Source organism: Mycobacterium colombiense, assembly GCF_001953985.1.
In the GTDB taxonomy this organism is placed as follows: Bacteria; Actinomycetota; Actinomycetes; order Mycobacteriales; family Mycobacteriaceae; genus Mycobacterium; species Mycobacterium colombiense_B.
Genome location: NZ_MBEI01000056.1, coordinates 127,099 through 149,723, shown reverse-complemented (window position 1 = coordinate 149,723; position 22,625 = coordinate 127,099). Strand labels below are relative to the sequence as shown.

General features: G+C 66.1%; 20 protein-coding genes and 1 pseudogene. 9 read left to right on the top strand and 12 right to left on the bottom strand.

What is annotated here, in order from left to right:
- Positions 1-144: 144 nt before the first annotated feature.
- From A5732_RS16360 to A5732_RS16350, 3 genes are read right to left on the bottom strand one after another with little or no spacing between them, the layout of a single operon-like run.
- Positions 145-1,389 (bottom strand): cytochrome P450, encoded by a 1,245-nt coding sequence (locus A5732_RS16360; RefSeq protein ID WP_076102773.1) that lies wholly within the window; start codon positions 1,387-1,389, stop codon positions 145-147.
- Between the two features lies 1 nt (position 1,390).
- A complete protein-coding gene (locus A5732_RS16355; protein ID WP_065056056.1) occupies positions 1,391-1,585 on the bottom strand; it encodes a ferredoxin in 195 nt (64 codons plus the stop codon).
- Positions 1,586-1,595: 10 nt separating this feature from the next.
- Positions 1,596-2,261 carry a TetR/AcrR family transcriptional regulator gene (locus tag A5732_RS16350; protein ID WP_076102772.1) on the bottom strand — a complete coding sequence of 222 codons (666 nt, stop codon included), beginning with the start codon at positions 2,259-2,261 and terminating at the stop codon, positions 1,596-1,598.
- Positions 2,262-2,567: 306 nt separating this feature from the next.
- On the opposite strand from A5732_RS16350, the gene A5732_RS16345 reads away from it, so the two are divergent.
- The 4 genes and pseudogenes from A5732_RS16345 to A5732_RS16330 all read left to right on the top strand — a co-directional run bounded on the left by A5732_RS16345 (position 2,568) and on the right by A5732_RS16330 (position 6,552).
- Complete coding sequence (locus A5732_RS16345; protein WP_081396047.1) at positions 2,568-3,614, top strand: glycosyltransferase; 1,047 nt, start codon at positions 2,568-2,570, stop codon at positions 3,612-3,614.
- A complete protein-coding gene (locus A5732_RS16340; protein WP_076102770.1) occupies positions 3,611-4,852 on the top strand; it encodes a glycosyltransferase family 4 protein in 1,242 nt (413 codons plus the stop codon). Before A5732_RS16345 ends, A5732_RS16340 begins: the two co-directional genes overlap by 4 nt.
- The gene (locus A5732_RS16335) at positions 4,833-5,720 is read left to right on the top strand and encodes a glycosyltransferase (protein WP_076102769.1); all 888 of its coding nucleotides are present in this window, start codon (positions 4,833-4,835) and stop codon (positions 5,718-5,720) included. The genes A5732_RS16340 and A5732_RS16335 overlap by 20 nt, the downstream gene beginning before the upstream one ends.
- A pseudogene (locus A5732_RS16330) lies at positions 5,720-6,552 on the top strand (glycosyltransferase family 2 protein). Before A5732_RS16335 ends, A5732_RS16330 begins: the two are co-directional and overlap by 1 nt.
- Before the next feature lie 28 nt (positions 6,553-6,580).
- Here A5732_RS16330 and A5732_RS16325 read toward each other — a convergent pair.
- The gene (locus tag A5732_RS16325; RefSeq protein ID WP_076102768.1) at positions 6,581-7,390 is read right to left on the bottom strand and encodes an SDR family NAD(P)-dependent oxidoreductase; all 810 of its coding nucleotides are present in this window, start codon (positions 7,388-7,390) and stop codon (positions 6,581-6,583) included.
- 220 nt (positions 7,391-7,610) lie between these two features.
- Here A5732_RS16325 and A5732_RS16320 point away from each other — a divergent pair, with 220 nt between their 5' ends.
- Both A5732_RS16320 and A5732_RS16315 read left to right on the top strand, forming a co-directional pair.
- Positions 7,611-8,378, top strand: a complete 768-nt coding sequence (locus A5732_RS16320) for an SDR family oxidoreductase (protein ID WP_076054807.1) — start codon at positions 7,611-7,613, stop codon at positions 8,376-8,378.
- Between the two features lie 274 nt (positions 8,379-8,652).
- Complete coding sequence (locus A5732_RS16315; protein WP_081396046.1) at positions 8,653-10,209, top strand: multicopper oxidase family protein; 1,557 nt, start codon at positions 8,653-8,655, stop codon at positions 10,207-10,209.
- On the opposite strand, the gene A5732_RS16310 is transcribed toward A5732_RS16315, so the two are convergent.
- From A5732_RS16310 to A5732_RS16275, 8 genes are read right to left on the bottom strand one after another with little or no spacing between them, the layout of a single operon-like run.
- The gene (locus A5732_RS16310; protein ID WP_371915819.1) at positions 10,197-11,024 is read right to left on the bottom strand and encodes an alpha/beta fold hydrolase; all 828 of its coding nucleotides are present in this window, start codon (positions 11,022-11,024) and stop codon (positions 10,197-10,199) included. The two genes, A5732_RS16315 and A5732_RS16310, sit on opposite strands and share 13 nt — an antisense overlap.
- Positions 11,024-12,013 (bottom strand): cyclase family protein, encoded by a 990-nt coding sequence (locus A5732_RS16305; protein ID WP_076054812.1) that lies wholly within the window; start codon positions 12,011-12,013, stop codon positions 11,024-11,026. The genes A5732_RS16310 and A5732_RS16305 overlap by 1 nt, the downstream gene beginning before the upstream one ends.
- A complete protein-coding gene (locus A5732_RS16300; RefSeq protein ID WP_076102765.1) occupies positions 12,001-12,828 on the bottom strand; it encodes a coniferyl-alcohol dehydrogenase in 828 nt (275 codons plus the stop codon). The genes A5732_RS16305 and A5732_RS16300 overlap by 13 nt, the downstream gene beginning before the upstream one ends.
- Before the next feature lie 36 nt (positions 12,829-12,864).
- Positions 12,865-14,166, bottom strand: coding sequence for an LLM class flavin-dependent oxidoreductase (locus A5732_RS16295; RefSeq protein WP_076054815.1), 1,302 nt, complete (start codon positions 14,164-14,166; stop codon positions 12,865-12,867).
- 2 nt (positions 14,167-14,168) lie between these two features.
- A complete protein-coding gene (locus A5732_RS16290) occupies positions 14,169-15,896 on the bottom strand; it encodes an FAD-binding protein (RefSeq protein ID WP_142256632.1) in 1,728 nt (575 codons plus the stop codon).
- An 8-nt stretch (positions 15,897-15,904) separates the two neighbouring features.
- A complete protein-coding gene (locus A5732_RS16285; protein ID WP_253189078.1) occupies positions 15,905-16,822 on the bottom strand; it encodes a 3-carboxyethylcatechol 2,3-dioxygenase in 918 nt (305 codons plus the stop codon).
- Positions 16,770-18,491, bottom strand: a complete 1,722-nt coding sequence (locus A5732_RS16280; protein ID WP_076102762.1) for a bifunctional 3-(3-hydroxy-phenyl)propionate/3-hydroxycinnamic acid hydroxylase — start codon at positions 18,489-18,491, stop codon at positions 16,770-16,772. Before A5732_RS16280 ends, A5732_RS16285 begins: the two co-directional genes overlap by 53 nt.
- Complete coding sequence (locus A5732_RS16275; RefSeq protein WP_076102761.1) at positions 18,491-19,354, bottom strand: alpha/beta fold hydrolase; 864 nt, start codon at positions 19,352-19,354, stop codon at positions 18,491-18,493. The genes A5732_RS16280 and A5732_RS16275 overlap by 1 nt, the downstream gene beginning before the upstream one ends.
- Before the next feature lie 126 nt (positions 19,355-19,480).
- On the opposite strand from A5732_RS16275, the gene A5732_RS16270 reads away from it, so the two are divergent.
- From A5732_RS16270 to A5732_RS16260, 3 genes are read left to right on the top strand one after another with little or no spacing between them, the layout of a single operon-like run.
- The gene (locus tag A5732_RS16270; protein ID WP_076054823.1) at positions 19,481-20,158 is read left to right on the top strand and encodes an IclR family transcriptional regulator; all 678 of its coding nucleotides are present in this window, start codon (positions 19,481-19,483) and stop codon (positions 20,156-20,158) included.
- Between the two features lie 14 nt (positions 20,159-20,172).
- On the top strand, positions 20,173-21,789 hold the full coding sequence (locus A5732_RS16265) for an FAD-dependent oxidoreductase (protein ID WP_076102760.1): 1,617 nt from the start codon (positions 20,173-20,175) through the stop codon (positions 21,787-21,789).
- Between the two features lie 48 nt (positions 21,790-21,837).
- Entirely contained in the window at positions 21,838-22,581 is a 744-nt protein-coding gene (locus A5732_RS16260) for a class I SAM-dependent methyltransferase (RefSeq protein WP_076102759.1), read from the top strand.
- Positions 22,582-22,625: the final 44 nt, after the last annotated feature.

Below are 22,625 nucleotides of genomic sequence, written 5' to 3'. Positions count from 1 at the left end.
GGCAGACCGACGTCGCTGCCCGCGGCGTGGCCGCGTCGATCCTTCGGAGCGCCATAACCTCCGGGCGGGTAGAGCGTGCTTGTGTGAGTCGTCATCATTGACCCTCCATTCGGATCCGCAGTTTTTGATAAGTAGCGAGCTGGGCTACCAGGTCACCGGCAGTTCGTAGACGCCGTAGGCGAGTCGGTCATCCTTGAACGGAACCTCCTCGATCGGAATGGCAAGTTGCAGCGTGGGAATGCGCCGGGCCAGCGTATGGAAGACGATCTGCAGCTCGGCGCGGGCCAGCTGTTGTCCCACGCACTGATGCCGCCCGTAGCCGAAGGCGACGTTGCGGTCGGCGCCCGAGCGGTGCAGGTATAGGCGGTCCGGTTCGGCGAACGCATCCGCATCCCAGTTGGCCGGGGCCAGATCGATGATGATGCCCTCGCCGGCACGGATCGTCTCACCGGCGATGTGGATGTCTTCGAGCGCGACGCGGCGTTGACCGTTCTGGATGATGCTGAGGTAACGCAGGAGTTCTTCCACCGCGCTGGCGACGACCTTCGGATCTTCGGCATCGCGGATGACGGCCAGCTGGTCGGGGTTTTCCAGCAGGGCGAGCACGCCGAGCCCGATCATGTTGGAGGTGGTCTCGTGTCCGGCGATCAGCAGGCCGGTGCCCAGCTGCGCGGCCTCCTTCACGCTGAGCTCGCCGGCCTTCACCCGCTCGGCGAGGTCGGACACCGCGTCCTCGGCCGGGTTCTCCATCTTGGCTTCGACCAGTTGGGCGAGGTATTTGTTCAGGCTCATCGCGCCTTTGACGGTGTCCTCACCGGTGGCGTAACGCGCGAGCCCCACGTTGGCGTGGTGCTGGAACATGTCGGCGTCTTCGTAGGGAACGCCCAGCAGCTGGCTGATCACCAGCGACGGCACCGGCAGCGCCAGCGCGGTGACGATATCGGCGGGCTGGGGTCCGGCGAGGATCGCGTCGATGTGGTCGTCGGTGATCTGCTGGATGGTGGGGCGCAGGTTTTCGACACGCTTGAACGTGAAGGGCTTCGACAGCATCCGCCGGAATCGGGTGTGCTCCTCGCCGTCGGAGGTGAAGACCGACCGTGGCCGCTTGTGCACCGTGGACAGCATGCCTTCATTCCAGTGCGGGAATCCGGGCTGGCGGTCGTCGACGCTGACCCGGGAATCCGAAAACAGTTCGCGCACTTGCTCATAGCCGGTGATGAGCCACGGCGTGCTGCCGTCCCAGATCCGCACCCGGGACATCGGCCTGGCCTCGGCAAGCGCCATGACGTCTGGTGGCGGCGCGAATGGGCAGCGCGGCTCCCTGGCCATCGGGTAGTCCGGGATATCGGAGGTCTGCGCCGTCGCGGTGCTCGTCAATGTGTCTGACATGTCATTCCTCGATGTGGATGGCAAGCGCGGGGCAGGCCGCCGCCGCCCGCCGCGCCCCTTCGGCCTGTTCGGGCGTTGGATTGGGATTGAGCAGGACGACGACACCGTCGTCATCGCGCTGGTCGAACACTTCGGGCGCATTCATCACGCAGTTCCCCGACGAAGCGCAAATATTTTGATCGACAGTCACTTTCATCTGTGAGTCCTTATTCGTACGCCGTCACGGGCGCCAGCCACAGGCCCACGATCGCGTCGATGAGCCCGGATGCCGCGGCCCGCCACGAACGATGAGACGTTACCGCGCCTGCGGCAAGCGCGCGTTCACGGTCAGCGCAGGTGTGCATCAACAGGTTTCGGGCCATGATGTTGCGCTCGAAGTGCACTTCGGCCGGCAGTTCGGGCAGACAGCGGTTGATGCCCTCGACCACCTGGACCAGCGACCGGGAGCTGAGCGCGCCCTTGACGATGATGTTGTAGTAGGCGGGGTCGGTCATGGCCTGGGCCGCGAAACGCGCGTACCAGGTCGGGTTTCCGAGCTCGTCCAAGTGATCGGTGAGCGGGCGCACCAGGCAGGCCACCCAGTTGCGCATGTCGCCCGAACCGCCCGTGTCGAGCAGTTCGGTCACCATCTGCTCGCGTAGCTGCTCGACGGGCCCGCGGTGCTTGCGCTCGATCGCCCGAACCAGGTCGGCCTTGGTGCCGAAGTGGTAGCCGACGGCCGCGTTGTTGCCCTGGCCGGCGGCCTCGCTGACCTGCCGGTTGGAAACCGCGAACATGCCGTGCTCGGCGTACAGGCGCTCGGCCGCCACCAGGATCGCCTCTTGGGTAGAACTGGCCCGCTCGGTGCGAACGGTCCGGCCGGCGGTGGTCATTGGACCAGTCAACCTTGCGCGCATGTTTAAGTCAAGCGCTTGATTTAATCCCTCTCCCACGATGTCGGACTGAGGTCGCAGTCCAGACAGCGCCCATCGCGGAGGGACGGATCGTCCGGCCCGGCTTTTGCGAACTCCGCCGCAAGTCCACAGTTTGGCCGTCAGGGTGGCGGGTATTGCAGCTTCGCACTGTTCTTCAGAACGCAGGAACGGTTCTGCTTCTCGAATGACGGGACAGTGCCGCCAAGACGCGCGGCTGGCCCCACGGTTTCCAGAAAGGGTCCTGAATTGTTGCGCGTCGCTTCGGTGCCGGCGTCACACGTCTATGTTCGCCATCTCAGTGATTCGAACGTCGATTGTGTTGTGCGCCTCGCTGATCCGGCTCCAGCGGACGGCCGTACCGTGCCGGGAGGCTGGTGGCCGCCGCTGATGTTGGAGCCGGGCTGGGTCAGCGACAATCACTCACGGTTCGACGTGTTCCACATCCACTTCGGATTCGACGCCGTGGGTCCCGAGGTTTTGGCCGGAGTCGTCCATGAGCTCAAGATGCACGACAAGCCGCTTGTCTATACGGTGCACGACTTGCGTAATCCGCACCATCCGGAGCCTGAGGCCCACACTGCGCAGCAGGATGTCCTGATTTCCGCCGCCGACGAACTCATAACGCTGACACCGGGCGCCGCACAGCTGATTTGGCAGAATTGGGGACGGCGCGCCCGGGTACTGCCGCATCCCCATGTGCTCGAAAAGGAATGGATCGAAAAGCCTCGCAGCCCTGGCGAACGATTCGTCGTCGGCCTCCACGCCAAGAGCCTGCGCGCCAACATGGACCCGTTGCCCATCGTCCACGCACTGACGGCGATCGTGTCGTCGCTGCCCGACGCGATCCTGCAGGTCGATGTCCACGACGAGATCTTCGATCCCGACAACCACTGGTTCGCACCGGAGGCCGGCGCGGCGCTGCTGGCCTACGACTCACACGAGCACGTCCACGTCCGAGTGCACCCGTATTTCTCGGACGCCGAACTGTGGGAATACCTCGCGTCGCTGACGGTGTCGGTGCTGCCCTACCGGTTCGGCACGCATTCGGGCTGGCTGGAAGCCAGCTACGATCTCGGAACCGCCATCGTCGCGCCCAGCTGCGGGTTCTATCACCAGCAACGTCCCTGCGGCGCTTTCGGCTTCGGCGAGGACGGCTTCGACGAATCGTCGCTCTGCCGAGCGATCCACCACGCGTATGCCCGTTGGGCTGCCGGGCGCCCCGCGCCGAGGGCTGGCTGGGCGGCGCGGCTCAGCGAGAGGCGAGAGCTGGCGTGTGCGCATCGCGCCATCTATTGGAGCGTCCTGAGATGACGGGCCCACCGCGCGTAGCGCTGATCGCGTCAACTCGCTACCCGATACGGCAACCGTTCGCCGGGGGGCTCGAGGCACATGTCTGCCACCTGACCCGCGCGCTGGCATCCCGCGGATACCAGGTGTCGCTGTTCGCGGCAGCCGGTTCGGATCCCGGCTTGAAATGTCGAACGCTCGACGTACGTCCGCTGGATCTGTCCGATGCAGCGCGCCGCGACGTGTCAATGCCCCCAGCGGCCTTCATGGCCGATCATCACGCGTACCTGTCGTTGATGTTGTGGCTCGCCGGGCCCGGCAGCCAAGAGTTCGACGTCATTCACAACCACAGCCTCCATTACCTTCCCGTGGCGATGGCCTCGGCTTTGTCCATCCCGATGCTCACCACGGTGCACACACCGCCAACCCCGTGGCTCGAGTCGGCCATCGGCGCCTCCACCGGACAAGGCACCCGCTTCGCGGCCGTTTCCCAACACACTGCGGCGGCGTGGGAAACCCTCACCGGCGACATCACGGTGGTTCCCAACGGCATCCACACCGGCCAGTGGCCCCTCGGTCCGGGCGGGCGTTCCCTGGTGTGGTTTGGCCGGATCACCCCAGAAAAGGCGCCCCATTTGGCAATCGCAGCAGCCCAACAGGCTTGCCGGCCTTTGGTACTCGCAGGTCCCATCGCCGATCGCAAGTACTTTCTCAGCCATATCCAACCCCACCTACACGGCAACATTCGATATGCCGGCCATCTGGACCATGAGTGTCTGGCCCACTTGGTCGGTCATGCCGCCGCGGCGCTTGTCACCCCGAGCTGGGACGAGCCGTACGGCCTCGTCGTCGCCGAAGCGATGTCGTGCGGCACCCCCGTGGTGGCGTTTGACCTCGGGGGTATACCCGAACTCATCAGCACCTCGTCGGGGCGGCTCGTCGCTGCGGGCGACGTCACCGCGATGGCGGACGCCATTCCCGTCGCGATGACGCTGTCACGAAAAAAGGTGCGTGAACACGCTATTCGACACTGTTCGGCGGACGCGATGGTGACCGCCTACACCGACTTGTACCAACAAATGATGGACGACTTCGCGGGCAGGCAAGATGATCGGGTATTACATTCACCACCAGGGTTTCGGACATCTGGCGCGGGCCATCAGCATCTGCGCCTGGATGCGCCGTCCGGTGACGGCCATCACATCACTGGATGTTCAAGAACCACACCCGTTTTCGACGGTCGTGAGGCTGCCGCGCGATGACGCTAGACCGCAGCCGCGCGAGACCACCGCACATGGCGCGCTGCATTGGGCACCCCAACACGACGCTGGGTACAGCGCGCGGATGGAAAAGATCGCGAGGTGGGTATCCGACGCGCGGCCCGAAGCCGTCGTCGTCGATGTGTCGGTGGAAGTTGCGGTGTTCATCCGGCTGCTTGGAGTGCCGGTGATCGTCATGGCGTTGCCCGGCAACCGGGTGGATGCCCCGCACCTGCTGGTGCATCGCCTCGCCGATCACATCGTGGCGGCCTGGCCGCGAGCATTGTGTGTGCCCTCGTGGCTGCGGCAGTGGGACGATAAGACGACTTACGTCGGTGGGATCAGCCGTTTCGAGGGCCGCGACGGCTGCGACGGCGAGTCCAAATCATTGATACCCGCCAAGCCGTTGAAGGACAGCCGGATACTCGTGTTGAGCGGAGCCAGCGACGCGTTCGCAGCGTCGTTACAGGACTGCGCCGCAGCACATTCGGTCCATGCATGGACGGCGCTCGGCGGTAAGGGCGGATCGTGGAAACGCGATCCGTGGCGTGAAATCCGCGAGGCGGATGTAGTGGTGACCCACGGGGGTCAGAGCTGTATTGCCGATGTTGCCGCCGCGAGACGACCCGCAACAGTCATCCCGCAACCCCGTCCCTTCGATGAGCAGCGTGCCACGGCCCGGGTGCTCGAGCGCCACCGGCTTGCGGTGGTCGCCCAAGGTGTCCCGGGCCCCCGTGCGTGGCCCGCGCTGCTGACTGCCGCGGCCGCTAGCGACCCCCAGCAGTGGCGGCGCTGGGAAGTGGACGGGGCCGCCAACCGCGCCGCCGAAGCGATCGAGTCGACGGCCCGTCGCTGTAGGTTGGGTGCATAGTGCGCACCGCCGTCATCACGGTTGTTCACGGCCGCGGGGCCCACCTGCGCCGGCAGCTCGAAGGCCTGGCCTCGGCAACGCTGCGGCCGGACATGCACATTGTGGTCGCGCTCGGTGACTCCACCGTCGCTGCCACCATCGCTGGGCTCGGGGCGCCGGCGACCGTGGTTGACTGCCCGGCCTCCCACCCGTTGCCGTTGGCGATGGGACGTAACGTGGGCGCGGCCACGGCGGTACGAAATGCCGCAGAGCTCTTGGTGTTTCTCGACGTCGACTGCATTCCCGGCGCAGAGTTACTCGATCGCTACCACAGCGTCGCAGGCGAACCCGAACACGAGGATGCAATCCTGAATGGGCCCGTCACCTATTTGCCGCCGCCCGGCCCGGACGGTTACGTGGTCTCAGAGGTGCGGTCAAAACCTCACCCGCATCGCGCTCGGCCCGCGCCGCCTGACGGCGCCGTCGTTTCCACGACGGACTACGCACTGTTCTGGTCGCTGTCCTTCGCGGTGAAGGTCGCCACTTGGCAGCGAATCGGGGGATTCAGTGAGCTGTACCGCGGCTACGGCGCGGAGGACACCGACTTCGGGCAATGCGCGGCGGCACGCCGAGTTCCGATGCGGTGGGTTGGGGGGCACACGCATTCCACCAGTACCACGCGGTCACCGACCCTCCCGTAGACCACTTGGACGACATATTGCGCAACGCCGCGATCTTCCGTCGGCGTTGGGGATGGTGGCCGATGGATGGCTGGCTGTCCGCCTTTGCGGACAAAGGGCTTATCAGCCGCGACGCCGACGGACGTCCGGTCCGCGCAGCGGTTCGAACGTGACCGCAGTGCCAACGTCCGAGCCGTTCGGTCATCCGCCGCGCTTCTTGGATCGGATCGGCTTGCCCGCCACGGTCCCGCCGTCGACCGGTAGCACGGTTCCGGTGACATAGCGCGAGCGGTCGGTGGCGAAATACAGGGCCGCCTCGGCGACGTCATCGGGCGTGCCCTCGCGCTTGAGCGGCCGATCCTCGCGCATCGTCTCGCGGATTCTCGCCTCGAACTGCTTCAGTTGCTCGGGGTCCATGCCGGCTCCCGACTTCCCCAGGATCGGCGTCGGAATGTTGCCGGGGGCAATGGCGTTGACCCGAATCTCATGGTGCGCCAACTCGATTGCCGCGGCCTTGGTGAATTGAATGACCGCCGCTTTGGATGCGCGGTAGATCATCACCCCACCGCCGGCCTGGATCCCGCCGATCGAGGTGATGTTAATAATCGACCCGCCGCCGTGTTCGACCATGTGCCGCGCGGCATCTCGGGTACCCGCCATCACGCCCAGCACGTTGACCCCCATCACGCGGTGGAAATCGTTGAGGTCATCGTCGAGCAGTTTGCGCAACGGGCTCGAGACCCCGGCGTTGTTCACCATGACGTGCAGGCCCCCGAACGTCTCGACCGCACCGGACACCAAGGCTGCCACCTGTTCGGGATCCGAGACATCGGTCTGCCGGAAGACGGCGTTGACTCCGAGTGATTTTGCCAGGCCCTCCCCCCGGTCGGTCTCGACGTCGGCGATGACGACCTTCGCGCCCTCGGCCACAAACCGCTCCACAAGGCCGCGGCCGATGCCGGACGCCCCGCCGGTGACGATGGCAACCTTGCCATCCAATTCGTTAACCACACGACGAGTTAATCGGCGTGCACCGCATTAAGTCAAGCAGTTGATTTAAGTGTGGTCCGGGATTGGTCCGCCGGAGCTAAAGCGCGATTCGTCCCTCGGTCGCCAGCACCGACGAAAGTCCGGTCCGGCGCTTTGCGTAACGGACCCTGGGGTTCCGGCCCGCCGAGGTCTGCGCCATGCTGAGACGGCCAGTTCGTCGGGAAACGGGAGAGGCGTGATCATGAAGGTGTTGGTAATAGGTGGCAGCGGGCTGATCGGGTCACAGGTCGTCGCCAGGCTCACCGAGCTGGGACACGAGGCGGTCCCGGCGTCGCCGAGCACGGGTGTCAATTCGGTGACCGGTGAAGGTGTCTCCGACGCCGTCGCAGGAGTCCACACGGTCGTCGACGTATCCAACTCGCCGTCCTGGGCCGACGACGACGTCCTGAACTTCTTCACCACATCTACCCGCAACCTGCTGGACGCGGAGCGGGCTGCGGGCGTACAGCATCACGTCGCCCTGTCGATCGTGGGAGCCGACCGGGCGGCCGAAAGTGGCTACATGCGAGCCAAGGTTGCGCAGGAAAAAGTGATCGTGGAATCGGGACAGCCGTATTCGATCGTGCGGGCTACGCAGTTCTTCGAATTCGTTGACGGCATTGCTGATTCGTTGGCCGAGGGTGACACCGTGCGTGCCCCGCACGGGGCGTTCCAGCCGATTGCCGCCGCGGATGTGGCCCTGGCGGTCACCCGCGCGGCGACGGGCGATCCGGTCAACGCGGTGATCAACATCGCCGGGCCCGAAAAGCATGGGATGGACGACTTCATCCGCACGCGGTTCGCGGCCACAGGTGATGCGCGAACGGTGGTGACAGACAACGATGCGCGCTATTACGGTGCGGTTCTCGACGACCGCAGCATCGTTCCCACCGACGACGAACAAGTGGCCGTCTACCCCACCACCTTCAGCGACTGGATGGCTGCGCAGGCAGCGAGCGATGCCCAGTAGGCCCACAAGTGCGAGCAGGTGGCGACATCGAGTAGCGGTCGCGGCCCCCAGATGCGTTTACGCGGAATCACATTGAAGTGATTGCGTACTGTTACCGCGCTCGGGGGTATACCTTCGCGCGATCATTTGGAGGGTCTAGCGCTCGCGGTTGCGGGCCGCCTAGCATCCAAGCACGAGAACGTTAGGGCGAGCCAAAGACGAGGAGCACCGATTACCCGTGCAGCCCACAAGCGGTGTCCCTGTCGACAGCACTCGGCTCACCAGACGCGGTTTCATGGCCGCGGGCATCGCCGGCGGACTAGCGCTGACGGCGTGCAGCCAATCCAAACCGGAGCAGACGGGCAATGCACGGTTGACCGCCGCCATCGCCGAAACCGAAGCCGCCCGACCGCATAGCGGCCGCACCGTCACCGCCAAGCTCACACCCCAGCAGGTCGAGGTCGACCTGGGTGGACCGGTCGTGCGCACGCTGGCCTACGGCAACAGCATCCCGGGCCCGGTTATCCGGGCCCGCATCGGTGACGAGGTCGAGGTAACGGTGTCGAACCGGCTCGATCATCCGACGTCGGTGCATTGGCACGGCATTGCGCTGCGCAACGACATGGACGGCGCCGAGCCGGCCACACCCAACATCGCGGCCGGCCACGACTTCACCTACCGGTTCTCCGTGCCGAATTCGGGTACCTACTGGGCACATCCGCACACCGGCCTGGATGAAGACACCGGTCTCTATCTGCCGGTCATCGTCGACGACCCGACCGAGGGCAACTACGACGCCGAATGGATCGTCGTCCTTGACGATTGGACCGATGGCGTCGGGAAGAGCCCGCAGCAGCTCTACAGCGAACTGAGCAACCCGAACAAGCCTGCGCAGAACACGCCCGAGACGACGACCGAGACATCGCCCACGACGACGACCGAGACGACGACCGAGACATCGCCCACAACGACGACCGAGACGACGTCGACCAGCCCGACGACATCGGCATCGCCGGCCGCGGTGGCACGCGTCGGCACCAGCGACCTGCTCGGTGGCGACGCCGGCGACATCGCCTACCCGTACTATCTGATCAACGGTCGAATCGCCGCTTCCCCCATGACCTTCAATGCCAAGCCCGGCCAGCGCATCAGGATCCGGTTCATCAACACCGCGTCCGACACCACCTTCCGGGTCGCACTGGCCGGCCATGCGATGACGGTGACTCACACCGACGGCTACCCCGTGGTCCCCGCACAGGTCGACGCGCTGCTCATCGGGATGGCCGAACGCTACGACGTGGCCGTGACCGCCGCGGACGGTGTCTTCCCACTGGTCGCGGTCGCCGAAGGCAAGAATGGCCTGGCCCGCGCTCTGTTCTCCACGGCTTCGGGCGGCGACCCCGACCCGCAGTTCCAGCCGGGCGAACTCACCAAGCGGGTGGGCACCGTCGAGATGTTCACGGCCACAACGCCGGTCAACCTAGGACGTCCCGATCCCAGCCTCGATCTCCCCGTGGTTCTGGGCGGCAACATGATGCAATACAACTGGACGATCAACGGGCAGCCGTACGGCAGGACGAATCCGCTGCACGTCCAGCAAGGCCAACGGCCCACCATCACGTTCGACAACACCACGATGATGTATCACCCAATTCACCTGCACGGGCATACGTTCCAGGTGATCAGGGCCGACGGCAGCCCCGGCGCCCGCAAAGACACCGTCATGGTGCTGCCGAAGCAGAAACTCGCCGCCGTCCTGGTTGCCGACAATCCCGGCACCTGGGTGATGCACTGCCACAACACCTATCACCAGGTGGCCGGAATGATGACCCGCCTGGACTACGTCTTCTGACGTTGGGCGCCCAGAAAATCCATCAGCAGCTCGTTGACCACCGACGACTGCTCGATCTGCGGGCAGTGTCCCGCATTGTCGACCACAACCGAACGGGCCCCGTCGATCTGCTTGGCGATCTCGGCGGCCCAGCCGGCCGGAAGGAGCTTGTCACCCGCCCCTTCGACGACAAGCGTTGGCACGCCGATGCGTTCGTAGGCTCGGGTGGTAGACGGGGTCGCGGACGGCGTGGTACCGGGGCGGCGGAACCTGGCCGCGGCGATGGCTTCCCAGGCTCCCGGCGCGGTGCTCGACTCGTACCGGCGGCGCACGTAGTCGTCGTCGGCGGGATAGCCGGAGTCGAAGAACAGCGCTTGGACAATGCGGCGCATCGCGGGCAACGTCGCGTCGTAGTTCTGCAGCGCCTCGAAATGCTCGTTCTGCTGGATCGCTCCACCGCCGCAGATGATCGCCAAGCTGCGCACCGGGAGTAGCGGTGTGTCCGACGTGGCATCGGTGAGCAGGTTGATGGCGCCCATCGAATTGCCGACGAAGTGCGCCGAGTCGACCCCGAGCAGTTCGCAGAACCGCGCGACGTGCCGGATCCGCATGCCGCGGCCGTCGACGAAGTCGATGACCTTGGCGGACTCCCCGAATCCCAGCTGATCCGGTGCCAGGACTCGATACCGCCCGGCCAGCGCGGCGATGTTGCGTTCCCAGCCGAGTTCGGCGCCGGCGCCGAACTCACCCCCGTGCAGCAATACCACCGGGTCGCCGTCGCCGGCTTCCAGATAGCTGGTGGCCAGGCCGTCAACCGACAGGGACTTGCGCCGCATCATTTGATCGCGATCGGGTTCACCGGCGAGCCCACTGCCCCAACGAATCTCAGTGGCGGTGCGACGAGTTGAAACTCGTATACCCCGTCGGCGGCGCAGTCGGCCGCCAGTGCGGTCAGGTCCCAGTACTCGCCGAGCATCAGCCCCATGTCGCGCAGTGTCAGCAGGTGGAAGGGCAAGAACACGCCGTCGACCCCGGATACCGGGTCTTCGACCTGGAGGTTGTCGGACGCGACCGCCGCGATCTCGTGATCGTGCAGCCACTGTGCACATCGCCAGTCCAGGCCGGAATATCGTTCGGTCTTGTTCCCCGTCTGCAGATACCGTGTCCACCAACCTGTTTTGATGAGCAGGACGTCACCACGTCCGATCGTCACACCCTGTGCGCGGACCACATCGTCCAATTCCTCTGGTGTGATGGGGTTTCCGTGCTCCAGGAACACCTCAGCGCCGCGATGACGCACCAGGTCCAGCAGCACACCACGCGAGGTGATACCCTTACCGTCCACTTTTTCGATGCCGAGCCGGCGGGCGCCGAGGCTGGTCACCGAGCCCGCGGGGATCCCATTGTAGAGCTGGTCGTCGTAATAGACGTGCGACAACGCGTCCCATTGGGTTGCCGCCTGCAACGGCATGATGACCATGTCGTCGTTGAACCGGAACAGGTTGTCGACGAAGTACGGGCCCATCTGTGCCGCCGTCGGGTTCCGGTCCCAATCCGGCCCGTACTGGGCCAGCGTGCTGGCGTCGCCGCCGTCCACCGTCATCACGTGGATCGGATTGTGCCGAAAACCGAAGGCGCCCTGCGGCCCCGATGAACCAAAGTCCACGCCGAGTGGAAACACTTTGCCGTGCCGGACCAGACTTGCGGCCTGGGCGACCTTTTCCTCGGTGATGAAGTTCAGCGTGCCGAGTTCGTCGTCATCGCCCCAGCGGCCCCAGTTGCTGACATCGCGCGCGACCCGGCGAAAGTCGGTCACACTGGCCACGGAGCACGCCCTTCCTCGAGTTCACGCGCGATTGCGGCGCCCACGTTTCCGCCGTCGACCCACAACACCTGGCCCGAAATATAGCTGGCGGCATTGCTATTCAGGAAGAGCAGCGCCGAGGCCTGCTCTGCTGGGCTGGAGACGCGGCCCAGCGGCTTGGGAATGTCGTCGAGGAAGCCCTGTCCGTACGCTGTGCGCAGCTGGTCCAGGATGGGTGTCTCGGTGACCCCGGGGCCGGTGCAGTTGATGCGGATTCCCCGCGCGCCCAGCGGCGTCGCGCTGCGCATGGTGTACAGGATGATCGCTTCTTTGGACAACTGATAGCCGGTGCCCAGCGCATCGGGATGTTCGGCGCACCAGTCGATGCCCTCCTGCATCGTCGCGGTGGAAAGCAGCGGCGCCACCTGCGCCAGGTGCTCCCGGTATGCGGCCGCCGCGAGCGATGACACGCTGACGATGGACGACCCCGCGGCCATCTTCGGAATCAGGGCCTCGGTGGCGTGGCGCATGCCCAGGAAATTGATGGTTACGACGAGTGGCGGATCGCCTATCCCGGACGACACGCCGGCAACGTTGAACAGCGCATCGACCCGACCCGTCACCGCGCTGACCGCCGACTCGATCGACGTTTGGTCGGCCAGGTCGACCTCATGGAACTCGTCGATCGCGAAGTCCGGTCGCCGTTTGTCCAACCCGATGACTTCGGCACCAAGCTCGGTGAGCTGGCGCACCACGTGTTCGCCGATGCCGGAAGCACATCCGGTCACCACCGCACGACGGCCGTCGTAGCGCCACAGCTCGTCGATCTCTCCCAAGGCTCGCCTCGAAATTCTCCCGGCCCAGATCCCGTACTACTTCTGCTGGTCCTTTGCGCGCTGCGCCGCCTGCACGCGGCCTTCGTTGATCTCCGCCATGGCTTCGGGGATCTCGCTGGCGGTGAACTTACCGCCGCGACCGGTCGGGAGTCCACCGAACGAGTAATCCTCGTCGAATTGCGGTGCGGTCGACTTCGGCCGGCGCGCCTCCACCTTTTCGATGACGGGCTCCAGCCGTTTCGCCTTTTCCGCCACGGCCTTTGCGTCCCGCTCGATGAATTCGGGGAGCACCTCTTTGCCCATCAGCTCGATGGATTCCATGGTGCCCTCGTGGCTACGGGGGTTGAGCAGCAAGATGATCTCGTCGACGCCGCTCTCCTCGTAGCCGCGCAGGAACTCGCGCACCGTGGCCGGAGAACCGATGGCACCGCGGCCGGGCCCGTACGCCAGCGTCGGATCCTTCTCCACCTCTTCGAGGTAGCGCTTCCAGACTCCGGTGCGCCCCGGCGTGTGTACTCCGGTCATGTAGTAGTGCATGATGCCGAACGAGAAGAAGCCGCCGCCCTGCCCGAGCCGCTGCAAAGCCTGCTCGTCGGTCTTGGCCACCATCATGGACAGGTCCCCGCCGATGGCCAGGATGTTCGGGTTGATCCGGGGGGTGACCGGCACGCCGTTCTCCTCGAACTCCTTGTAGTAGCCGTTGACCCGCTCGGTCAGGGGTCCGGGACCGGTGTAGGCGAAACTCAATGCGCCGATCGCCTTTTGGGCCGCCATCTGCACGCTGGCCGGCCGCGTGCAGGCGACCCAGACCGGCGGGTGCGGCTTCTGCAGCGGCTTGGGAATGACGTTGCGCGCCGGCATCTGGACGTGTTCGCCGTTGAAGCCGGTGAACGGCTCCTCGATCATGCAGCGGATCGAGACCTCGAGGGCCTCTTCCCACTGTGCGCGCTTGTCGGCCGGGTCGATGTTGAATCCGCCGAGTTCACCGACCGACGACGACTCGCCGGTACCGAATTCGACGCGGCCGTTGGACAGCAGGTCGAGGGTGGCGATGCGCTCGGCGACCCGGGCGGGGTGGTTGACCACCGGCGGCAGGTGCATGATGCCGAATCCCAGGCGAATGTTCTTGGTCCGCTGGCTGGCCGCGGCCAAGAAGATCTCGGGTGCGGTCGAGTGGCAGTACTCCTCGAGGAAGTGGTGCTCGGTCAGCCACACGGTGGAGAAGCCCGCCTTGTCGGCGGCCTCGACCTCGTTGAGACAGTCCTGCAGCATGACGTGTTCGTCGTCGGGCGCCCAAGGCCGCGGCAGTGCGAATTCGTAGAACAGCGAGATTTTCATCGTTACCTCCTATGAGTATTAAGGGCTCGGTTGGCTGCTTGGGCCGCAACGTGTTTCGCTGCGACATAGCCGAAGGTCATGGCTGGGCCGATGGTCGCACCGGCACCGGCGTAGCTGCGGCCCATCACCGGCGCGGACGTGTTACCCACCGCATACAGGCCGGGCACCACGCTGCCGTCGGCCCGCAGCACGCGGGCGTGCTCGTCGGTCAGCAGGCCGCCCGAGGTCCCGAGGTCCCCTAGAACGATCCGGAAGGCGTAGTACGGCGGATCGCCAAGCGGATACAGGTTCGGATTGGGCAGGGTGTGGTCGCCGTAGTAGTTGTCGTACACGCTGTCGCCGCGGTTGAAATCGTCGTCGTGCCCCTTGCGGGCGAGTTCGTTGAAGCGGCGGGCGGTTTCGGCAAGCTGGTCCGCGGGCACGCCGATCTTGGCCGCCATTTCGTCCCATGTCCTGGCCGCTTTGACGACGCCCGATTCCAGCCAGCCCGGCGGGATCTTCCGGCCGGTGGGCACCGGCGCTCCCGGAATCTTGGGTATCGGCAGGTGTCCTCCGACGACGTAGCGGTTGAACGATCTGTGGTCGGTGATCAGCCAGCACGGGATGTGGGTGACGCCGGATCGCTGGCCGTCGATCATGGCGTGACCGAAGTCCATGTAGGGAGCCGCCTCGTTGATGAAGCGCTTGCCCGCTCCGTTGACGATGAACTGCGCCGGCATCATCCGTTCGTTGAGCATGAATTGCATACGGCCGTCCGGCCACTGGATGGCCGGGAACCACCAGGCCTCGTCGAGCAGATCCGTTGCGGCGCCCACCTTTTGGCCGGCGCGGATGCCGTCGCCCATCGCCGCGGGATTGCCGAAGCTCCAGTCCTGGTCCACCTCGGGCAGAAGCTCTTTGCGCCAGGCCAGGTCGTGGTCGAACCCGCCGGACGCCAGGATAACGCCCAGCCGCGCACCGATCCGCTGCACCTTGCCCTCGCGCTCCACCACCGCGCCGGTCACCGACCCGTCGGAGTCGGTGAGCAGCTGCACCATCGGCGAGTCCAGCCAGAGCGGGATGCCGCGTTCCCGCAATGCCAGCCGGAGCCGGGCCGCCAGCGACTGCCCGATCGCGGCCATCCGCTCGCCGAACACCCTCGCCCGGATCATTCGCCCAATCAACTTGAGCAGCACGCCCTTACCCGCCCACGACTGCCTGATCCGATAGAACGTGCGCAGGTCCTTGGGCCCCAGCCAGATGCCCTTCGGGGCCAGCGCCAGGGGCGCGAGCAGCTTCTGCTCATCGGGACCCAACTTCCGCAGGTCGATCGCGGGCACGTTGATCGTGCTGCCGAGCTCGGAGCCGCCGGGCAGCTCGGGGTAGTAGTCGGCATAGCCTGGCTTCCAGACGAATTCGAACCATCCGGACAGTTGCTCCAAGAACTGCAGCATTTGCGGCGCGCCGTCGACGTATTGCCGCAGCCGGGCCTCGCTGACCAATCCGTCGGTGATCAGCTTGAGGTAGCCCACGACGGCTTCTGGCGAGGGCACATAGCCCTCCCGCCGCTGCGCCGGAGCCCCGGGCACCCAGATGCCGCCGCCGGACAACGCGGTGGAACCCCCGAAGTGGGATGACTTTTCGATCACCAGTGCGTCGAGCCCGGCGGCCTGCGCCGTCAGCGCGGCAGTCATGCCGCCACCGCCGGACCCGACGATGAGCACATCAACAACGTGATCGAAACCGTCCAGTGCCTCCGTCATTTGGGAAGTGCCGTTCTGATGGCGAAACCGGCGATCAATTCGGGTGCGGGCTTGTAGTAGCGCCCGGTCGTCTCGTACGGGCCCGCCGCTTCCAGCGCCCCGAACGCCGCCACCCAGGTGCGGATCTCCTGCGCGGAGCTGCCGCCCTCATGGGCGACAAACGAATTCGACCACCCATCCAATTCGTTCAGCCATCCCCCGTCGATGATCTCCAGGAATCGGTGGTCCCACGTCGGGTTCAGCGCCTGCAACTCACTGTCGCCGGCGGCGAAACTCTTGGCCGCATCGATGACCGCGGCTTGCCGGGCCTGCCGCTGCTCGGACGTCATCGGCCGCCCGTGCACGATCCGCTCCAGCACCGGCGCGGACGCGGTCGCCAGGGTCGGCACAGGCGGGCTGTGCGAGAGCCCACCGGATCCCAGGATCAGAACCCGCTTGTCCAGGGTGGCCAGATAGTCGCCGACGGCCCTGCCGAGCGCACGGCAGCGATGCATCGGGCCCAGCGGGACGCCGATGGCGTTGACGAAGATCGGTATCACGGGACGGTCGGTGGCGTCACCGAAGAGCTTTTCCAGCGGCTGGACCGTCCCGTGGTCCACGTCCATGCTGGCCGACACCGCGATGTCGACGCCCGCGTCGAGGACCGCCGTCGCGCATTCGGTCGCAAGCGTTTCCGGCACGTTCAGCGGACCGGCATGGGTGCCGTAGTCGCCGACTCCGCAGGCGCTGGTGCCGATGCAGAAGGGCGGCATGACCTTGTAGAAGAAGCCGTTGTAGTGGTCCGGGGAGAAACTGACCACCAGTTCAGGGTCATACTTTTCGACGAAGCCGCGCGCTGTGGCGATCGCGCCTTCGATGTCGTCAAGCAGGTCCTGCGACGGCCCCGGAAGATTCAGGAGAGGGCTGTGGGACATACAGCACAGAGCCAGTGCCACTTTGCAGATCACCCCCTCGCGGCGTGAGTGTGAGTGCATCAAGGAGTGCGGCGCTCAGGTCGGGGGCGCGCTGAGCGATGCAGGCTCCCGCGATGCACCGATCGGGGCGCAGGAACAGCACCGAGTCGGAGTGGGTATCGAACCAGGATTTGAGGCCACCGTGCCGGTCACCGACCACGACAACGTCGGGGTCGTCGTGTCCGGTCCAGTGCAGTTGGGTCGCCGGGCGGAGCGCGAAGAATCGCGCGCCCACGGCTTTCCAGTTCGCGAACGCCACATCGCCCAGAATCTTGCGCGGGTTGTTGTTCCAGCACAGCACGGCAAACCACGAACCGAGCACGTCGTCGAGCAACACGTCCTGCTGGTCCCGGGTGTCGACGCGGGGCTGGATGAACAGGGTTCCCACCGGCGAATCGGTGCGGCCCGGCGCGGCGTGTACGACGGCGCCGTGTTCGTAGCGCGGCATCGGCTTGAACCGCATCTCCAGCACATATCGCTTGAGCGAAGGGACAATTGACGCCGAGCGCACCAGAAGATCTCGCGCGGTCGCCACCCGGCGGTTGGTCGGCGAGATCACCCGGCCCACCATGGTGGACAGGTCGATCATCGCGCGGGCGTGCTTGCGGCGTTCCACGTCATAGGTGTCCAGCAGCTTGTCGTCAGCGCGCCCACTGACCACCGCGGCGAGCTTCCAGCCCAGGTTCGCCGCGTCGCGGATCCCGCTGTTGTATCCCTGGCCCTGCCACACCGGCATCAGGTGGGCGGCATCGCCGGCCAACAGCAGCCGCCCCTGGCGGAACGCGCCCGCGATCCGCGAGTGGTGGGTGTACACCCGGCGCCGGATCACGTCGACCCGGTCGGGATGCGGCACCATCCGCGCCAGCATCTGCGTCAGGAACGCGGGATCTTCGGCCTGCTCGTCGGTCTCGTCGGCGTGAATCATGAACTCGAAGCGGCGAATTCCGTGGGCGATCGAGATCGAGGCATACGGGCGTTCGGGGTCGGCGCCGACCTCACTGTTCGGGTGCCCCAGCGGGTCATTGGCGATGTCGACGACCAGCCACCGGGTCGACGACGTCGTTCCGTCGAACGACACACCCATCACCCGGCGGGTCATGCTGCGGCCGCCGTCGCAGCCGACCACATAGCGCGCCCGCACACGTGAGGTGTCACCGTTGTTGTCGGCGCCACCGAGTTCGACGGTCACCGCGTCGGCGCTTTCCTGGCATGCCGTCATCGGGCGCCCCCACCGCACCTGAACGTGTTCGAATCGGTCCAGGCCGGCCAGCAATTCGGCGTCCACGAGCGGTTGCACGAAGCCATTTCGCTTCGGCCACCCGAAACGTGCGTCGGGCGGCGCCATTTCGGCGAGCACTCGGTGCTTGGCGTCGACGAACCGAAGAATCTGGTTGGGCACGGTGTGCGGCAGCACCCGCTCGGCGAGCCCGATCGACTGGAAGGTCCGCAAAGCCTCGTCATCCAGGCCAACCCCGCGGGGGTAGTCGATGAGCGTGTCCCGCTCGTCGACCACGACCGTGCGGATGCCTTGCAGGCCAAGGATGTTGGCGAGCGTCAAACCGACCGGACCGGCGCCCACCACCAGTACGTCGGTCTCGATGTCAGGTACCTCCTGCCCCGGTGCAACCATTACCGGCCCAGCAGGAAGTCGAGATGCAACTGATTGAACGTCTTGGGGTCCTCGTACTGCGGCCAGTGGCCGCAACCCGGCATCACCTCGAAGCGCGCACCCGGAATCATCGATGCCATGCGACGGCCCTCCGTCACGTCGGCGGTGGGGTCGTCACTGGTCCACAGCACCAGTGTCGGGGCGATGATCGACCCGTACTCCTCCGGGCCGAGGATGTTGCGCGCGCGGATCTCCGGATCCTGCAACGCCATGATGTCGCTCATCGCGGAGACGAATCCCGGTTGGCGATAAACCCGTTGGCGGCTGGCAACCAGGTCGTCGTAATCCTTCGACTTGTCGGCCATCAACCATTTGATGCGCGCCTGCACCGTCTCCCAGGTCGGGTTCTCGGCGGCGGCCATCGACAGCGTAATGATCCGTTGCATCACCACGGGATCGGCCTGCGAACCGCCGGCGGTGTTAAGCACCAGCCGCTCAACCACATCCGGATGGTCGACCGCGGTGCGGGCGGCCACCCAGCCCCCGAGCGATTCACCGCTGATATAGGCGCGGTCAACACCGAGGGTTCGCAGCACCGCCATCAGGTGCTCGACGTAGTGCGCGACTTCCAGTGGATGACCCGGCTTGTCGGTATATCCGTGGCCCAGCATGTCGATCGACCAGGTCCAGAAATGCTCGGCGTGCGCGCCCAGATTGCGGACGTAGGCCTCGGCGTGGCCACCGGACCCGTGCAGCAGCACCAGTACCGGCTTGCCCGGATCACCGGCACGCAGGTAGCGGGTCCGTATGCCTCCGGCGTCGAGGTAGCCCTGCTCAAACGCGACGCCCTGGAGATCGCTCCAGATGCTCTCGAACTCCGCCACGGTGCTGTCCGGCCTCCAGATCGGGGAAATCTCGTTCTCGTTTTCGGCTTATCTTGTGTGCTAATATCGCACACTAATGTGCGTTATATATAGAGCTTCGCTCTCGTGGCAAGGTCTGTCAAGGCTGTGACGGGGTCCGGTACCGGTTCGCAGACCCTGGCCAGGGGTCTGACCGCGCTGCAGATGGTGGCGGACTCCCCCGGCGGGCTGACGGTGCAACAGCTCGCCGATCAGGTGGGGGTGCACCGCACCATCGCCTACCGGCTGCTGACCACCTTGGCCGAGTTCCGGCTGGTGGCCAAGGGCGAGGACGGCCGCTACCGCCCGGCCGCGGGCCTGGCCGTGCTCGGCGCTTCCTTCGACCGCAACGTGCGGCAAGTGAGTCTGCCGACGCTGCGGGCGCTGGCCGACGAGCTCGGCACCACCGTGTCCCTGCTCATCGCCGAAGGCGACCAGCAGGTGGCGATCGCGGTCATCGTGCCCAGCCATGTCGCTTACCAGCTTTCCTTCCACGAAGGCAGCCGCTACCCGCTGGACCGCGGCGCCGCCGGGATCGCTTTGCTCGCATGCATGCCGCCACGACCAGGGGAAAGAGAACTGGTAACACGAGCGCGCGAACGTGGTTGGGTGACGACCTACGGTGAGATCGAACCGAACACCTACGGCCTGGCCGTGGGGGTGCGCCGTCCGGTGCCGTCCCCACCAACGTGCATCAACCTCATCTCGCACCGGGAAGACGTCGTGATGCGCGGCAAGGATGCGGTCGTCAAGGCCGCCAAGCAGTTGTCGGAGCTACTGAGCTGAAGGGATAGCAGCCCATGTCATGGGACCACGAAGTCGACGTCGTCGTGCTCGGCAGTGGCGGCGCCGGCCTCACCGCCGCACTGACCGCGGCCGTCGCGGGCGCCTCGGTTGAGGTCTACGAGAAGGCCCCGACCGTCGGCGGCACCACCGCCGTGTCCGGCGGCATCGTGTGGATACCCGCCCATAACCGTTCTCCCGACGGCGAATTGACGCCCGCCGATGCGCTGCGGTACCTGCGTGCCCAGTCGCTCGGATCGATGGACGACGAGCTGGTGGAAACCTTCGTTCGCACCGGGCCGGTGATGCTCGATTTCATCGAGGCACACAGCGGTCTTCAGTTCGAGATCGCGACCGGATTCCCCGACTACCGTCCCGAGTTGCCGGGAGGACAGCCCGGCGGCGGCAGGTCGCTGAGCGCGGCCCCCTTCGACCTGGCCCAGCTCGGCGCATGGGCAACGCAGATAACGTCTTTCCCGGCCGACTGGTCCAACGTCGGCTTCGACGCGGAGACCAGGGCGCGCCTGCACGCGGCGATCGACGAACGAACCAGCCATCTGTGCGTCGCCGGCACCGCGCTGATCGCGGGCCTGCTCAAGGGCCTGCTGGATGCCGGGGTGACCCCACAGACCAACGCCCGGGCCGAAGGCCTCATCGCCGAAGACGGCGAAATCACCGGGGTGCGCGTGGCCCTGCCGGATCGCACGATCAGCGTCCGCGCCCGACACGGAGTCATCCTGGGCACCGGCGGCTTCGAATGGGATCCCGCTCTGACGCAAGCCTTTCTACGCGGCCCCATGCACGGCGCGGTCTCGCCGCCCAACAACACCGGCGACGGCTTGCGCATGGCGATGGAGCACGGGGCCGCCTTGGCCAACATGGGCGAGGCCTGGTGGGTGCCGATCGTGCAAATCCCGGGCGACACCATCGAGGGCAAGCCGCGCAGCCGCAGCGTGCGGCTGGAGCGAACGCGGCCGCGCAGCATCATCGTCAACTCGGCCGGCCGGCGCTTCGTCAACGAGGCATGCGATTACAACTCGATGGCCGGCGCCTTCCACTACCTGGACCCTCGGGGCGGCTACGTCAACGACCGCGGATGGATGGTGTTCGACTCGATTCATCTGCAGCGCTACGGGTTTCTCGGCATCGAACCGGGCCAGCCCGTCCCGGACTGGTTCTGCGAGTCGGCGGACCTCGCCGAGTTGGCCGCCAAGACCGGTATCGACGCCGACGGCCTGACCCGCACGGTCGAAAGCTGGAACCGTCACGTGGCCGCCGGCGCGGACCCCGACTTCGGCCGCGGCTCTAGCGCATACGACGGCTACTGGGGCGATGACAACGCGACCACGCCGGCCGGTAAGACGCTGGGCCCGATCGATACCGCCCCGTTCTACGCGGTGCCGGTGAGCATCGGTGCAATGGGCACCAAGGGCGGGCCGCGCACCGATCACGATGCCCGCGTTCTGCATGTCGGCGGCGAGCCGATACCGGGCCTGTTCGCTGCCGGCAATGCGATGGGCGGCGTGACCGGGCGGGCCTACGGGGGCGCCGGCGGAACACTGGGCCCGGCAATGGTTTTCGGTTACCGAGCGGGTCACGCGGCCGCCACCGGGAAGTCGGTCGACCTGAAGTAGCCGGGTACGTACTGGCGTAACCGCACCCGACTGCGTCATCCTGAGTCGATGGTCGCCTACGACCGGATCGGCGCCACCTATCGCAGCACTCGCCGACCCGACCCGCGGATCGCCTCCCAGGTGCAGGCCGCGCTCACCGCGATGGACACCGTCGTCAACGTCGGGGCGGGCACCGGATCGTACGAGCCGGCCCAGACCGTCGTCGCGGTCGAGCCCAGCATGGTGATGATCGCGCAGCGGGCCGCAGGGTCGGCCCCGTGTGTACAGGCATTGGCGGAGGATTTGCCGTTGCGCGACAAGTGCGTTGACGCCGCCATGGCCCTGCTGACCGTCCATCACTGGAGTGACGTTGCCGCTGGAATCCGCCAATTGCGCCGCGTCGCGCGCCACCGGATAGTCGTCTTGACCTGGGACCAATCGGTGATTCAGAACTTCTGGTTGTTGCGTGACTATCTGCCCGATGCCGCGCGGATCAACGAGGAGCTTCATGTCCCGATCGAGCGACTTGTGGAGCTGCTGGGAGGAGCACGCGTGCAGACCGTGCCCGTACCGCACGACTGCACCGACGGATTCGGCGCCGCCTACTGGCGCCGGCCGCATGCCTATCTCGATCCGACCGTCCGGGCCGGCATTTCGATGCTGGCGTACGCGCAGCCGGGCTCGCTGGCCGCGGGTCTGGACCGGCTGACGGCCGACCTGCGCTCCGGACGATGGCAGCAACGACACTCCGAACTACTCGACCAACAGGCGCTCGACGTCGGCTACCGCCTGCTGGTCAGCGACTACCGATGAGGGCACCAGCCGCACGCGGATGCGCGTTCCGGGTGACGGCCGGC